9 protein-coding genes are annotated in these 14,132 nt (G+C 66.7%); 1 reads left to right on the top strand and 8 read right to left on the bottom strand.

Annotated features, from left to right (window positions below):
- Positions 1 to 11 precede the first annotated feature (11 nt).
- The 4 genes from narH to ABDJ40_RS16280 all read right to left on the bottom strand — a co-directional run bounded on the left by narH (position 12) and on the right by ABDJ40_RS16280 (position 8,527).
- The gene (gene narH, locus ABDJ40_RS16295; RefSeq protein WP_347611430.1) at positions 12 to 1,535 is read right to left on the bottom strand and encodes a nitrate reductase subunit beta; all 1,524 of its coding nucleotides are present in this window, start codon (positions 1,533 to 1,535) and stop codon (positions 12 to 14) included.
- A gap of 143 nt (positions 1,536 to 1,678) precedes the next feature.
- Positions 1,679 to 5,455: a nitrate reductase subunit alpha gene (locus tag ABDJ40_RS16290; protein ID WP_347611429.1), complete on the bottom strand. Its 3,777-nt coding sequence runs from the start codon at positions 5,453 to 5,455 to the stop codon at positions 1,679 to 1,681.
- Between the two features lie 79 nt (positions 5,456 to 5,534).
- Positions 5,535 to 7,190 (bottom strand): MFS transporter, encoded by a 1,656-nt coding sequence (locus tag ABDJ40_RS16285; protein WP_347611428.1) that lies wholly within the window; start codon positions 7,188 to 7,190, stop codon positions 5,535 to 5,537.
- Positions 7,191 to 7,234: 44 nt separating this feature from the next.
- Positions 7,235 to 8,527 carry an MFS transporter gene (locus ABDJ40_RS16280; RefSeq protein WP_347611427.1) on the bottom strand — a complete coding sequence of 431 codons (1,293 nt, stop codon included), beginning with the start codon at positions 8,525 to 8,527 and terminating at the stop codon, positions 7,235 to 7,237.
- A 325-nt stretch (positions 8,528 to 8,852) separates the two neighbouring features.
- Here ABDJ40_RS16280 and ABDJ40_RS16275 point away from each other — a divergent pair, with 325 nt between their 5' ends.
- The gene (locus ABDJ40_RS16275) at positions 8,853 to 9,416 is read left to right on the top strand and encodes an outer membrane beta-barrel protein (RefSeq protein ID WP_347611426.1); all 564 of its coding nucleotides are present in this window, start codon (positions 8,853 to 8,855) and stop codon (positions 9,414 to 9,416) included.
- A 113-nt stretch (positions 9,417 to 9,529) separates the two neighbouring features.
- Here the strand turns inward: ABDJ40_RS16275 and ABDJ40_RS16270 are convergent, their stop codons facing one another.
- From ABDJ40_RS16270 to gtfA, 4 genes are all read right to left on the bottom strand, one after another.
- Positions 9,530 to 10,204 carry a response regulator gene (locus ABDJ40_RS16270; RefSeq protein WP_347611507.1) on the bottom strand — a complete coding sequence of 225 codons (675 nt, stop codon included), beginning with the start codon at positions 10,202 to 10,204 and terminating at the stop codon, positions 9,530 to 9,532.
- A gap of 8 nt (positions 10,205 to 10,212) precedes the next feature.
- Positions 10,213 to 12,177 (bottom strand): type IV pili methyl-accepting chemotaxis transducer N-terminal domain-containing protein, encoded by a 1,965-nt coding sequence (locus ABDJ40_RS16265; RefSeq protein WP_347611425.1) that lies wholly within the window; start codon positions 12,175 to 12,177, stop codon positions 10,213 to 10,215.
- A 111-nt stretch (positions 12,178 to 12,288) separates the two neighbouring features.
- Complete coding sequence (locus ABDJ40_RS16260; RefSeq protein WP_269633509.1) at positions 12,289 to 12,486, bottom strand: hypothetical protein; 198 nt, start codon at positions 12,484 to 12,486, stop codon at positions 12,289 to 12,291.
- A gap of 93 nt (positions 12,487 to 12,579) precedes the next feature.
- Positions 12,580 to 14,061: a sucrose phosphorylase gene (gene gtfA, locus ABDJ40_RS16255; RefSeq protein WP_347611424.1), complete on the bottom strand. Its 1,482-nt coding sequence runs from the start codon at positions 14,059 to 14,061 to the stop codon at positions 12,580 to 12,582.
- Positions 14,062 to 14,132: the final 71 nt, after the last annotated feature.

The following is a 14,132-nucleotide window of genomic DNA, read 5'->3' as shown; positions in this document are numbered from 1 at the left end:
GCTTCGCTCCCTCAGACTGTGGTTTTGATGGGGATGGTGCGCTTCTTGTCGCCACCGAACAGGCTCGTCTCGGTCTGGCCGTCGGAGCAGCCGTTGCCGAAGCTGAAGCCACAGCCACCGCGCAGGTCATACGCGTTCTCGGCGTACTCGCGGTGCGTGGTCGGGATGACGAAGCGGTCCTCGTAGTTGGCGATGGCCATGACCTGGTACATGTCCTCGACCTCGCTCTTCAGCAAGCCGACCTGGTCCAGCACGGTCTTGTCCTCGACGCCGTCCACGTGCTTGCCGCGCTGGTAGGCGCGCATGGCCAGCATGCGCTCCAGGGCGCGCTCGACCGGCACCACATCGCCGGCGGTGAGCATATTGGCCAGGTACTGCACGGGAATGCGCAGCTGCTTCACATCGGGGATCAGGCCGTTGACGCCCACATGCCCGGCGTTGGCCGCAGCGCTGATGGGCGAGAGCGGCGGCACGTACCAGACCATGGGCAGCGTGCGGTACTCGGGGTGCAGCGGCAGGGCCACCTTCCAGTCCACGGCCATCTTGTAGACCGGGCTCTTGCGGGCGGCGACGAGCCAGGCCTCGGGCACGCCGTCCTTGCGGGCCTGCTCGATCACGGCCGGGTCGTTGGGGTCCAGGAAGATGTCCAGCTGGGCCTGGTAGAGCGCCTTGTCGTCCTTGATGGACGCGGCCTGCTCGATGCGGTCGGCGTCGTACAGCAGCACGCCCAGGTAGCGGATGCGGCCCACGCAGGTCTCCGAGCAGACGGTCGGTTGGCCCGATTCGATGCGGGGGTAGCAGAACACGCACTTCTCGGCCTTGCCGCTCTGCCAGTTGTAGTAGATCTTCTTGTAGGGGCAGCCCGAGACGCACATGCGCCAGCCGCGGCACTTGTCCTGGTCGATCAGGACGATGCCGTCTTCCTCGCGCTTGTAGATCGAGCCCGAGGGGCAGGAGGCCACGCACGCCGGGTTGAGGCAGTGCTCGCACAGGCGCGGCAGGTACATCATGAAGGTGTTCTCGAACTGGCCGTAGATCTCCTTCTGCACGTTCTCGAAGTTGGCGTCCTTGCTGCGCTTCGAGAATTCACCGCCGAGGATTTCCTCCCAGTTCGGGCCCCACTGGATCTTCTCCATACGCTGGCCCGTGATCAGGCTGCGCGGTCGCGCGGTAGGCGCGGCCTTGGACTTCGGCGCCGACTGCAGGTGGTCGTAGTCGAAGGTGAAGGGCTCGTAGTAGTCGTCGATCTCGGGCAGGTTGGGGTTGGCGAAGATGCGCATCAGCAGCTTCCACTTGCCACCCTGGCGAGGGACGATGCTGCCGTCGCTCTTGCGCATCCAGCCGCCGTGCCAGCGGTCCTGGTTCTCCCATTCCTTGGGATAGCCGATGCCCGGCTTGGATTCGACGTTGTTGAACCATGCGTACTCCATGCCGGAGCGGTTGGTCCAGACGTTCTTGCAGGTGACGGAGCAAGTGTGGCAACCGATGCACTTGTCCAGGTTCAGCACCATGCCGATTTGTGCGCGAACTTTCATCGCGGAACTCCTTGTCTATCAGATCGCTGAGTCAGTTCCGAAGGCGTCGGGAGAGGACGCTTCGTTGAGAAGGAAGGAGCTAGCAAGCAGCGCCCTCCCCCGTGCCATCGAAAACTGGATGTCCATGGAATGAGCCTTGTGGATCAGGCTGCGTGGTGGCCCGACTCCTCGTCGAGCCAGTCCACCTTGGCCATCTTGCGCACCAGCACGAATTCATCGCGGTTGGTGCCGATCGTTCCGTAGTAGTTGAAGCCGTAGCTCAGCTGCGCGTAGCCGCCGATCATGTGGGTGGGCTTGGTCACGATGCGGGTCACCGAGTTGTGGATGCCGCCGCGCGTGCCGGTGATCTCAGCCCCCGGGGTGTTGATGATCTTTTCCTGCGAGTGGTACATGAGCGTCATGCCCTTGTTCACGCGCTGGCTCACCACCGCCCGCGCCGCGATGGCGCCGTTGCTGTTGAAGAGCTCGATCCAGTCGTTGTCCTCGATACCGGCTTCCTTGGCGTCCTCTTCCGAGAGCCACACCACCGAGCCGCCGCGGTTGAGCGTCAGCATCATGAGGTTGTCGCTGTAGGTCGAGTGGATGCCCCACTTCTGGTGCGGCGTGATGAAGTTGAGCGCGATCTCCTTGTGGCCGTTGGGCTTCTTGCCCTCCACCTCGTGCAGGGTCTTCAGGTCCACCGGCGGGCGATAGCTGCTGAAGCCCTCGCCGAAGGCCAGCATCCAGGGGTGGTCCTGGTAGAACTGCTGGCGGCCGGTCAGGGTGCGCCATGGGATCAGTTCATGCACATTGGTGTAGCCGGCGTTGTAGGAGACCTTCTCGCTCTCCAGGCCCGACCAGGTCGGCGAGGAGATGATCTTGCGCGGCTGCGCCTGGATGTCGCGGAAGCGGATCTTCTCGTCCTCGCGGTGCAGGGCCAGGTGGGCGTGCTCGCGGCCGGTCTGCTTGGACAGCGCTTCCCAGGCCTTGACGGCCACGTGGCCATTGGTCTCGGGTGCCAGCTGCAGCACCACCTCGGTGGCGTCGATGTCGCTCTCGATCTTGGGCATCCCCTTGGTGACGCCTTCATCGCGCACCAGGCCGTTGAGTTCGCCGAGCTGCTCGACCTCGGTCTTGGTGTCCCAGCCGATGCCCTTGCCGCCGTTGCCCACCTTGTTCATCAAGGGGCCCAGGGCGGTGAAGCGCTTGTAGAGGTTGGGGTAATCGCGCTCGATGACGGCGATCTGCGGCGCGGTCTTGCCGGGGATCAGCTCGACCTCGCCCTTCTTCCATTCCTTCACGTCGAAGGGCTGGGCCAGCTCGGCAGGGCTGTCATGCATCAGCGGCGTCAGCACCACTTCCTTCTCGACCCCCAGGTGGCCGACGCAGAGCTCGGACACGCTCTTGGCGAAGCCCTTGTAGATCTCCCAGTCGCTGCGGGCCTGCCAGGCCGGATCCACCGCGGTGGACAGCGGGTGGATGAAGGGGTGCATGTCGCTGGTGTTGAGGTCGTTCTTCTCGTACCAGGTGGCGGTGGGCAGCACGATGTCCGAGTACAGGCAGGTCGTGCTCATGCGGAAATCCAGCGTGACCAGCAGGTCCAGCTTGCCTTCGGGCGCCTTGTCGTGCCAGACCACTTCCTCGGGCTTGGCGTCGTCGCGGCCCAGGTCCTTGCCCTGCACGCCGTTGGTGGTGCCCAGCAGGTGCTTGAGGAAGTACTCGTGGCCCTTGCCGGAGGAGCCCAGGATGTTGGAGCGCCACACGAACATATTGCGCGGCCAGTTGTCCGGATGGTCCGGGTCCTCGCAGCTCATGCGCAGGCTGCCGTCCTTCAGCGCCTTGACGGCGTAGTCCTTGGCGTCCAGGCCCTGGGCCTGCGCGGTCTTGACCACCTCGATCGGGTTGGTCTGCAGCTGAGGCGCGCTGGGCAGCCAGCCCATGCGCTCGGCGCGCACGTTGTAGTCGATCAGGCTGCCGCCGAACTTGGACTTGTCGGCCAGGGGCGAGAGCACCTCCTGCACATCCAGCTTCTCATAGCGCCACTGGTCGGTGTGGGCGTAGAAGAAGCTGGTGGAGTTCATCTGGCGCGGCGGGCGGATCCAGTCCAGCGCGAAGGCCAGGGCCGTCCAGCCGGTCTGCGGGCGCAGCTTCTCCTGACCCACGTAATGCGCCCAGCCGCCGCCGCTCTGGCCGATGCAGCCGCACATCATCAGCATGTTGATGATGCCGCGGTAGTTCATGTCGCAGTGGTACCAGTGGTTCATCGCGGCGCCGATGATGACCATGGAGCGGCCGCGGGTCTTGTCGGCGTTGTCGGCAAACTCGCGGGCCACGGTGGTGATCTGCTCGCGCTTCACGCCGGTGATGTGCTCGGCCCAGGCGGGGGTGTAGGGCTTGTTGTCGTCATAGCTCTTGGGGCAGTCGTCACCCAGGCCACGGTCCACGCCGTACTGCGCCACTTGCAGGTCGAAGACGGTGGCCACCAGCACCTCGCCAGCATCCTCGTGCTTGCCCAGCTTCAGGCGCTGCACCGGCACCTTGCGGGCCAGCACGTCCTGCTGCTTGTTGGCGGTGAACTGCGGGGACTCGATGCCGCCGAAGTACGGGAAGCCGACCTCCGCGATCTCGTGCTGCGGCTCCTTGGCCTCCAGCAGCGAGAGCCGCAGGGTGACGTCGCTGTCACCGCGGGCTTCCTTGTTCTCCAGATTCCACTTGCCCAGGTCGTCGCGCTCGCTGGCGCCCCAGCGGAAGCCGATGGAGCCGTTGGGCACCACGACCTTGCCGTCCTGGTCGAAGGCCAGCGTCTTCCAGTCGGGGTTGTTGTCCTGGCCCAGCTTGCCGCCGAAGTCGCTGGCACGCAGGTAGCGGTCCGGCACCAGCAGGGTGCGACCGTCGGGCGTGGTGGTCTTCTTCAGCTGCACGAGCAGCGGGAGGTCGGTGTAGCGGCGTGCGTAGTCGTCGAAATACGCGGACCGCTTTTCGAAGTAGAACTCCTTGAAGATCACATGGCCCATGGCCATGGCGATCGCGGCATCGGTGCCCTGCTTGGGGTGCATCCAGATGTCGCAGAGCTTGGAGATCTCCGCGTAGTCCGGCGTGATGGCAACGGTCTTCGTGCCCTTGTAGCGGACTTCGGTGAAGAAGTGCGCGTCCGGCGTGCGGGTCTGGGGCACGTTGGAGCCCCAGGCGATGATGTAGTTGCTGTTGTACCAGTCGGCGCTCTCAGGCACATCGGTCTGCTCGCCCCAGATCTGCGGGCTGGACGGCGGCAGGTCGCAGTACCAGTCGTAGAAGCTCATGCACACGCCGCCCAGCAGGCTCAGGTAGCGGCTGCCGGCAGCGTAGCTGATCATGGACATGGCCGGAATGGGCGAGAAGCCGATCACGCGGTCCGGGCCATGCTTCTTGACGGTGTAGATGTTGGCGCTGGCGATGATCTCGTTGACCTCGTCCCAGCTGGAGCGCACGAAGCCGCCCAGGCCCCGCTCCTTCTGCCATTCACGGCGGGCTTCCTGGTTCTCGACGATGTTGGTCCAGGCATCCACCGGGCTCTTGGCCACGGCGCGCGCGGCCCGCCAGTGCTTGAGCAGGGCGCCGCGCACCATGGGGTACTTCACGCGGTTGGCGCTGTAGAGGTACCAGCTGTAGGAGGCGCCACGAGCACAGCCACGGGGCTCGTGGTTGGGCAGGTCGGCGCGGGTGCGGGGATAGTCGGTCTGCTGGGTCTCCCAGGTGACGATGCCGCCCTTCACGTAGATCTTCCACGAGCAGGAGCCCGTGCAGTTCGTGCCGTGGGTGGAGCGCACGATCTTGTCGTGGGCCCAGCGGTTGCGGTAGGCGTCTTCCCAGGTGCGGTCCTCGCCGGTGACGCGGCCGTGGCCGTCGGCGAAGTCTTCCTTGGGCTGGGCGAAGTAGCTCAGTCGGTCGAGAAAGTGGCTCATATGCTGATCCTGTGTCTTGGGGTGCGGCCGGTCCCTGTTGGAGAGTCCGGCCGTCGAATGCTTGGGGGTTAGCGGCCTGTCAGGGGTTCTTCACGTAGGCCTTGGCGCGCAGGTAGAACCACCAGTTCAGCACCAGGCACACGGCGTAGAAGACCGAGAAGCCGTAGAAGGCGTACTGCGGCGTGCCGGCCTTGATCTGCTGGCCGATCAGCACCGGGGCGATGAAGGCGCCGTAGGCGGCGACGGCCGAGGTCCAGCCCAGCACGGGGCCGGCCTGCTGGCGATCGAAGATGAAACCCACGCTGCGGAAGGTCGAGCCATTGCCCACGCCGCTGGCGGCGAAGAGCAGCACGAACAGGCCCATGAACATGGGGAAGTACTGCTCGGGGGCCGAGGAGCCGTAGGCCTGCATCATCACGTAGCCCACCGCGGCCGAGGCCACGACCATGAGGGCCGAGATGACCTGGGTGACGATGGAGCCGCCAACCTTGTCAGAGATCCAGCCACCGATGGGGCGCACGGCGGCGCCGACGAAGGGACCGATCCAGGCATAGGTCAGTGCGGACGGGGCGTTGGGGTTCTTCAGCGTGTGCTGCATGACGCCAGCGGCATCGGGGGCGTGGATGAAGCCGAAGATCACGGTGATGGCCAGCGGCAGGGCCATCGAGAAGCCGATGAAGCTGCCGAAGGTCACCACGTACAGCGCCGTCATGCTCCAGGTGTGCTTGTTCTTGAAGATCTCGAACTGCTTGGCCACGTTCTCCTTCATGGTGCCGAAGGCGGCCAGCTTCATCACCACCAGCGCGGCCATGATGTCCAGCGGGATCGCGACCCACATGTTCAGCAGACCCAGACCCGTCGGTGCCGGCAGGTACAGGTACAGCATGCCGATCGAGGGCACGAAGGCCAGCGAGTACAGGTAGGTGATCTTCAGGAAGGCGCTGACGGGTGAGCCGCTGTTGGGCGTCACCGTCTTCAGGTTGTTCATGCCGAACCAGCACAGCACGGCCAGCGGCACCAGGGACAGCACCCAGGCGAAGCCGGCGTTCTGGATGTAGGTGGGCGTGCCCGCCTTGATCTTGCCGAAGATCCAGCCGCTGTCCTTGATGAGCGCCTTGGCCTCGCCGCCGAAGGCACCGAACAGGCCGATGGTCATCACCAGCGGGATCACGATCTGCATGGTCGTGACGCCGAAATTGCCCAGGCCGGCGTTCAGGCCCAGTGCCGTGCCCTGCAGTCGCTTGGGGAAGAAGGTGCTGATGTTGGACATCGACGAGGCAAAGTTGCCGCCGCCCACGCCGGACCACAGGGCCATCAGCTGGAAGACCCACAGCGGCCACTCGGGGTGCTGCAGCGCGATGCCCGTGCCGATGGCCGGGGCCAGCAGCATGGCCGTGGTCAGGAAGATGGTGTTGCGGCCACCGGCCATGCGGATCAGGAACGAAGCCGGGATGCGCATGGTGGCGCCAGAGATGCCGGCGATGGCCGTCAGCGTGAAGAGCTCGGCCTGGCTGAAGGGGAAGCCCAGGTTGAGCATCTGCACGGTGATGATGCCCCACATGCCCCAGACCGCGAAGCCGCACAGCAGCGCGGGAATCGAGATCCAGAGGTTGCGGTAGGCGATCTTGCTGCCGGTCTGGGCCCAGAACTGCTCGTCCTCGGGACGCCAGTCCTGGATGTCGCCGGCACCACTGCTCGGGGCAGCGGGCACGGCGGGATGGGTGGTGGTGTTCATGACTGCTCCTGAGAGATCAGGTCCCGCGTCTCAGCGCGAGCACCTCATCGCGCGAAAGATTGGGAGATGGGCGAGACCGGGGCGTTCTTGCCCATCACTTCGGTCTTGCGGACTTCGGTCCAGTACATCCAGATCAGCGAGACCCAGACCACGCCGTACATCAGCATGAAGCAGCTGGAGCGCACGCCGGTGTAGTCCATCAGCGCGCCGAACATGATGGGCAGGATGAAGCCGCCCAGGCCGCCGGCCAGGCCGACGATGCCGCTGATGGTGCCGATGTTGGCGCCGTAGTCGTCGCTGATGTACTTGAAGACGCTGGCCTTGCCGAAGGCCCAGGCCACGCCCAGGATGGCCATCAGGCCGGTGAAGCCGTAGACGTTCAGGCCGATGTGGAAGGTGCGCGCGCCGTTGACGGTCTGCACGGTGAAGTCGGTCTGCGGGTAGGACAGCAGGAACAGGCAGATCCAGCTCACCCACATCACCCACCAGGTGACGCTGTGGGCGCCGTACTTGTCGCTGAGCCAGCCGCCGATGGCGCGCAGCACGCCGCCGGGCAGCGAGAAGCAGGCGGCCAGCAGGGCGGCCACGCGGATGTCCAGGCCGTACTCGCCCACGTAGTACTGCACCATCCACAGGCTCAGGGCCACATAGCCGCCAAAGACGATGGAGTAGTACTGGCAGTACTTCAGCACCTTGGGGTCCTTCAGCGCCTTGAGCTGCGAGACGAAGCTGGCCTTGCTGGCCACCGTGTGCGATTCGTCGTGGTGGCTGAAGAACCAGAACAGGATGGCCGTGCCCAGCAGCACGGCGGCATAGACATGCGGGACCATGGTCCAGCCAAAGGCCACGACCAGGCCCGGGGCCACGAACTTGTTGACGGCGGCACCGGAGTTGCCCGCGCCGAACACGCCCATCGCGAAGCCCTGGCGCTGCTTGGGGAACCAGCGGGCCACATAGGGCGTGCCCACCGAGAAGGAGCCGCCGGCCATGCCCACGAAAAGGCCGATCACCAGGAAGTGCCAGTAAGCCGTGGCGTAGGCCATCAGCCAGATGGGGATCACGCAGGCCAGCATCAGGCAGAAGAAGACGATGCGGCCGCCGAACTTGTCGGTCCAGATGCCCAGGGGCACGCGGATCAGCGAGCCGGTGAGCACGGGCGTGGCGGTCAGCAGGCCGAACTCGGTGGCGTTCAGGCCCAGCTGCTTCTTGATGGGGATGCCGATGACGCCGAACATCATCCAGACCATGAAGCAGACCGTGAACGCCAAGGTGCTGACGATCAGGACCGAGAGGGCGCGGCCGCTGCCATTGGGCCTGGGCGCGGTGGTATCAGACATGGACGGACTCCTTTTTCTCCATGTCGCTACTGTGGCCAAAGGGCCTTCTTGCGAACATCCTTCGATGGAGCCAAGCCCGCGGGTGCACAAGAACTAGCGCCCTTCCCGCCCCCATAGTTCCGAAGGACTAGCCCATTGTGAGAATGGCCGGAGCTTGCGTTTGATCAAGGCGGCACGGCGAAAGAGCGGTCGAAGGACAGGCCCTCCCGGGCTGTCAAAGACCGTCACAAAGCGCATACGCAAGCGCCACTGACGCCGGAGGGCTCGACGAACAGAATTCTTTCCATGCCGCGAATGTTTCGCAGCAAGCAAAGGAGAGAACGCCATGAACACCAAGCACATCGCCCGCCTCATCAAGACCGCCGCCGGTGGCAGCCTGATCGCCCTGGCCAGCCTCAGCGCCCATGCTGCCGACAAGGAGCAAGGCTTCTACATGGGCGCCGACATCGGCCGCACCAAGCAGAACCTCAACGCCGGCAGCCAGAGCTCCGACCGCAACAGCAACAGCCTGAACCTGTATGGCGGCTACAAGATCGACAAGAACTTCGCCGTGGAACTGGGCTATGCCGACCTGGGCAAGGCCAAGATCGGTGACGCCAGCGCCAAGACCAAGGCCCTGAACGCCGACCTGCTGGCCAGCACGGCCCTGACGCAAGACCTGTCCCTCTACGGCCGCCTGGGCGCCGCCCGCTACGACCGCGACTTCAGCGCCGGCGGCTCGGACCACACCGTGGGCTTCAAGCTGGGCGCCGGCCTGGAGTACAAGCTGAGCGATCAGCTCTCGCTGCGCGGTGAAGTCACCCGCTACAACAACCTGCCGACGGCCGATGGCCAGGGCTTCGGTCGCACGGCCAACAATGTGTCGGCCGGCGTGAAGTACCGCTTCTGATCTCGAGTGATCCGGGGGCCGTCATCGGAATGCGACGGGCCCCGGACCCTGCCACTGGATTGACAACCCTTTTGAAAGCGTTCGGCCGCAGCCCTCCCGGGTAGCGGCCTTTTTTACTGCGGCTGGCCGATGCCCCGCTCGCTGGCCCACACCGCCACCTGCACGCGCGAGTTCACGCCCAGCTTGCGCAGGATGTGCTGCACGTGGATCTTGACCGTGGTCTCGGCGATGCCCAGGCGGCGGGCGATCTCCTTGTTGCTGGCACCCTGCACGATCTCGCGCAGGATCTCGCCCTCGCGCGGCGAGAGGCCTGCCTCCACGTCCGGCGCCACGGCCGTCTCCACGAGGGCGGCCACCTGCGGCGCCGGCGCCGGCAACGCACTGGCCCGCAGGGCACGGACCAGCTTGGACATCATCTCCGGGCTCACCACCGACTCGCCCTCATACGCGCGGCGCAGCGCATTGGCAAGGTCAGCGCCATCCATGGTCTTGAGCAAGTAGCCGGCCGCCCCGCCCCGCAGCGCGGCAGTGAGGTCCTGTTCATCCTCGCTGACGGTGAGCATCAGCACCTGAGCCTGCGGCGCCGCCTCGCGGAGGTCCGGCAGCAGGTCCACGCCCAGCACGCCGGGCATGTGGTTGTCGAGCAGAATGAGGTCGGGCTTCAGCTCCCCGGCACGCCGCAGGGCCTCGACACCGTCGGCCGCCTCGCCCACGATCTCCAGGCCCTCCTCCTGCGCCAGCAGGGCGATCAGCCCGCGGCGGAACAGCTTGTGGTCATCGACCACCATCACACGGATCACGCACGTCCTCCTGCCAGCCGCGCTTCGGTGGCCATCCAGTCATTGTGCACGGAGGGCTCGCCGAGGCCGGCGGCCTCCGCCCTGCCCTCCCCGGCCTCGGGTGCCTGGAGCTCCAGCGCGACCACCGTGCCGCCGCCCTCGCGCGGCCGCACGCTCAGGCTTGCGCCGATGCGCTGGGCGCGTTCGCGCATGATGCGCAGGCCCACGTGGGTCTCGTCGAAGCGGCCGTTCTCGGTGTCGAAGCCGCGGCCGTCATCGCTGACCTCAAAGCGCCAGGCCGGCTCCTGGATCACGCGGACCTCCACATGCTGGGCCCCCGCATGCTTGCGCACATTGGACAGCGCCTCCTGCACCACGTGCAGGACCTGGATCTGCTCATCCGGCGGCAGGGGCACGCCGTTGCCATGCACCATCAGCTGCGCCTGGATGCCGCTCTGCAGCTCGAACTTGGACAGCGTGGTGCGCAGGGCATGCTGGATGTCCTCGTGCCCCGGCCGGGTGCGGAAGTGCAGCAGCAGCTCGCGCACATCGGCGTAGCTCTCGCGCACGCCGGCGTCGATCTCCGCCAGCGCGGCGTCCACATCGGCGGGGCGCTGCTTCTGCAGGCCGCTGCGCAGCAGCTGGACCTGGATCTTGAGGAAGGCCAGGGACTGGGCGATGGAATCGTGCAGCTCCTGTGCCAGCAGGTTGCGCTCCTCGCTGACGGCCATCTCGCGGTCCCGGGCGGCCAGGCGCAGGTTCTCCAGCAGGGTCCCGAAATGTCCGACCAGGGCGTCCAGCAGCTGAGACTCGCTCTCGCCGGGCCGCTTCTCGCCATAGAAGAAGAGCTCCACCTCGCCCAGGGTGCGCTGGCCGCTGCGCATGGGCAGGGCGATCACGGTCTGGTAGCCCGCCTGCTCGCAGAAGCCCAGGGCCGCGCGGCCCAGCTGGCGGATGGGGATGACGCGCGCGCCGGTCTGCGTCTGCAGGTGCTCGCCGCAGGCGCAATCGCCCAGGTGCACGCAGCGCTCGGCCTCGCTCATGCGCTGTGGGAGGCGGGTCTGGCCCAGCAGGAGCAGGCGGTCGCCGTCCTCGTTGGCCAGGCGCACGGCGGCGGCATCGGCGCCGGCCACGCGCGCGATCTTCACCGCGAAGTCATTGGCCAGCTGCGCGCGGTCGTCGCTGCCGTGGCTGGCCATCAGGGCCACGTCGTACAGCGCGGCCAGGCGCTCGTTCTGCTGCGCCAGGCTGGCGGTCTTCTCGGCGACCTTGGCCTCCAGGCACTGGTAGGAGCGCTGCAGCGCATCGGCCATGGTGTTGAAGCCCTGGGCCAGGGAGGCAAACTCCTCCACCGAATTGCGCTCGTCGATGCGCGGCGAGAAGTCCCGCGCGGCCATGGTGGCCAGGCCGTCCCGCAGGCGCTGCAGGGGCCGCACGATCCACACCAGCGTGCCCGAGACGAAGACCACCGAGGCCCCCACCACCAGCACCACCAGGCCGAAGCACATGCCGCCCAGCAGGGCCGTGCGCGTGGAGATGGTGCGCTCGATGGCGCTCACGAAGCCGTCCACCGTGCCCACGAACTGCTCCGCCTGCAGGTGCAGCAGACCGCCGCTGCCCGGTTTGAGCAGCTGGGCGCGCAGCGGCACCCAGGCCGCGGCGACCTCGCCAAAGCGGTCGATACAGGCCTTGTTGTCCGGGATGAAGAGCGGGCGGCTGGGATCACCCTGGCGCAGGTTGGCGATCATGTCGTCGAAGGTCTCGACGCCGCGATTGACCTCGGACACCTCGCCGCGCTCATGCGCCAGCGCGAGCCGGTAGGTCATCATGCGCATGCGACCGGCCTCGTTGATGGCGCCCGCCCCGCCCTCCAGCTGCCAGGAGACCCACAGCGTGAAGCCGATGGCCGCCAGCGCCACCATCAGGAAGGTGGTCTGGATGAGGGCGAGCTTGCCCGCCAGGCTTCGAAGCAAGGTGCGCATGCCGCGCACGATAGAAGCGCGGCCTCCCGGCCGGCTTGATCAATGTCAATGGGAGGTCAGGCGCCCGCCTCGAAACGGCCGGCCCTGCCCTCTTCTGAGCGATCCGGGCGCTTACTGGGACGCGGCCGAGGCCGGTGCGCTGGCGGCGGCCGGCGCCGAGGCGGCCAGGACGGCGGACGCCGCGGGCTCGGCATGACCGGCGCCGACGTCGTGCTTCTCGCCGCTCATGTCGATGTCACCACCGCTCTTCATCAGGATGAACAGGGCCAGCGCAGCAAAGAGAACGAAGCCGACGACGAGTTTCCACATGGTTGATCCACCCGGTTTGTAAACGATGGGGGGATTCTGGCGACCTTCCCTGACAGCTGGCTGAGCGGCCCGGCGCGGCCGTTCATCCGGCGTTCATCCCAGCTGGAGTTCCTGGGCGGGGGCGTGGTCCTGCTCGAACCTCAGGGTGTGCACCAGGCTGGCGAAGTCCAGCTCCAGCAGCGCCGAGGCGCCGGGCGCCTGCCAGCGCAGGCGCAGGCCCGTGCCCCCCAGCGCCTCGGCCTCGAACCGGCCGTTGAAGGCCGGATGGCTGTTGCGCAGGCGGATCAGCGCCAGCAGCTGCCGCACCACCGGCCGCTGGCACTGGGCCTCGATCTCCTCGGGCGCGTAGTGGTGGCGGTTGATGTCCCGGCCCACGCCGCTGCGCTCCAGCAGCGCCATGTCGTTCAGGCCGGCCAGCAGGCCCACGTAGTAGACCTGGGGCACGCCGGGCAGGAAGAACTGCAGGGCGCGGGCGAGCAGGTAGCGGCGCTCGTCGCGGCCCATGGCGTCGAAGAAGCTGCAATTGACCTGGTAGAGGTCCAGATTGGACGCCGCCGCGCCCGTGGCCTGACGGCTCTGCCCGCCGCTGGCCGCGTGGATGCGCTCCACCAGCGCATCCAGCTCCTCGGGCGGGACCAGGCCGGGCGAGCCCTGGCGGTCCGCGGCATCGGCGCCGATGTCGATGATGCCGATGCCGTCGTGCGTGTCCAGCACCGTCAGCGCATTGGTCGGCCGCATGCCGATCCAGCGCATCAGCGGCCCGGCCGTGCCGAAGGCAAAGGCGTGCAGCACCAGGGGCGGCAGCGCGAAGTCGTAGACCCAGTCCACCTGCCGCGCGATCTCGATCTGGCGCTGGTAGTAGGCATGGATCTCCACCAGCACCTCCAGCCCCAGGGCCCGGGCGCGGGCGCTGAATTCGGCGATGAAGGCGAAGGTCTCCGGCATCATGAAGCAGGACTCGCCGGCCTTCTTGATGGCATAGCCCGCCGCATCCAGGCGGATCATTCGCACGCCGCTGGCGGCCAGGCGCTGCAGGATGCCGTCCAGGTAGGCCCGGCCCTGCGGGTGCTGCACGTCGATGTCCAGCTGCTGGGGCGTGAACGTGCTCCAGAGGATGCGCTTCTCGCCGTTGCGCAGCGTGGCCGTGGTCAGCGGCAGGCCGGGGCGAGGCCGGTAGACCTTCAGCAGCTGCTTTTCCGTGACGCCGTCCGGGAAGACCGCATCCAGGGTGAGGAACAGCCCGGCATGGGGCGAGGACTCGCCCTTCTCGGCGTAGTCCAGGAACTGCGGCGAATCGGCGGAGATGTGGTTGACGATGACGTCCGCCATCACGTCCAGCTCGGCGGACAGGGCGCGCACGTCCTCCCAGTCGCCCAGGCGCGGGTCCACGCGGGTGTGGTCGATGGGGTCGAAGCCCGCATCCGCACCGTCGATGGGATGGAAGAAGGGCAGCAGGTGCACGCCGCCGAACAGGCCTGCCAGCGGGCCCTGGCCGGCCAGCAGCTGGCGCAGCTGCGGCAGGCCGCCGCCGCCCAGGCGGTCGACGTAGGTGATCAGTTGGACTTGGTTCTTCATGGGGACTGCTTTCCCTGCGGACGGGCCGCATGAGACTGGAAATGTTTCGTTCAGGATCGACGCCGGGGCGG

The sequence above is a fragment of the Roseateles flavus genome, from assembly GCF_039872765.1.
GTDB lineage: Bacteria > Pseudomonadota > Gammaproteobacteria > Burkholderiales > Burkholderiaceae_C > Roseateles_B > Roseateles_B flavus.
This window is presented reverse-complemented; position numbering and strand designations above follow the sequence as displayed.

What these genes read in the sequence shown, in the direction of transcription:
- ABDJ40_RS16290 (WP_347611429.1), bottom strand. Translation starts at nt 5,455, where the DNA reads ATGAGCCACTTTCTCGACCGACTGAGCTACTTCGCCCAGCCCAAGGAA.
- gtfA (WP_347611424.1), bottom strand. Translation starts at nt 14,061, where the DNA reads ATGAAGAACCAAGTCCAACTGATCACCTACGTCGACCGCCTGGGCGGC.
- narH (WP_347611430.1), bottom strand. Translation starts at nt 1,535, where the DNA reads ATGAAAGTTCGCGCACAAATCGGCATGGTGCTGAACCTGGACAAGTGC.
- ABDJ40_RS16265 (WP_347611425.1), bottom strand. Translation starts at nt 12,177, where the DNA reads ATGCGCACCTTGCTTCGAAGCCTGGCGGGCAAGCTCGCCCTCATCCAG.
- ABDJ40_RS16280 (WP_347611427.1), bottom strand. Translation starts at nt 8,527, where the DNA reads ATGTCTGATACCACCGCGCCCAGGCCCAATGGCAGCGGCCGCGCCCTC.
- ABDJ40_RS16275 (WP_347611426.1), top strand. Translation starts at nt 8,853, where the DNA reads ATGAACACCAAGCACATCGCCCGCCTCATCAAGACCGCCGCCGGTGGC.
- ABDJ40_RS16285 (WP_347611428.1), bottom strand. Translation starts at nt 7,190, where the DNA reads ATGAACACCACCACCCATCCCGCCGTGCCCGCTGCCCCGAGCAGTGGT.
- ABDJ40_RS16260 (WP_269633509.1), bottom strand. Translation starts at nt 12,486, where the DNA reads ATGTGGAAACTCGTCGTCGGCTTCGTTCTCTTTGCTGCGCTGGCCCTG.
- ABDJ40_RS16270 (WP_347611507.1), bottom strand. Translation starts at nt 10,204, where the DNA reads ATGGTGGTCGATGACCACAAGCTGTTCCGCCGCGGGCTGATCGCCCTG.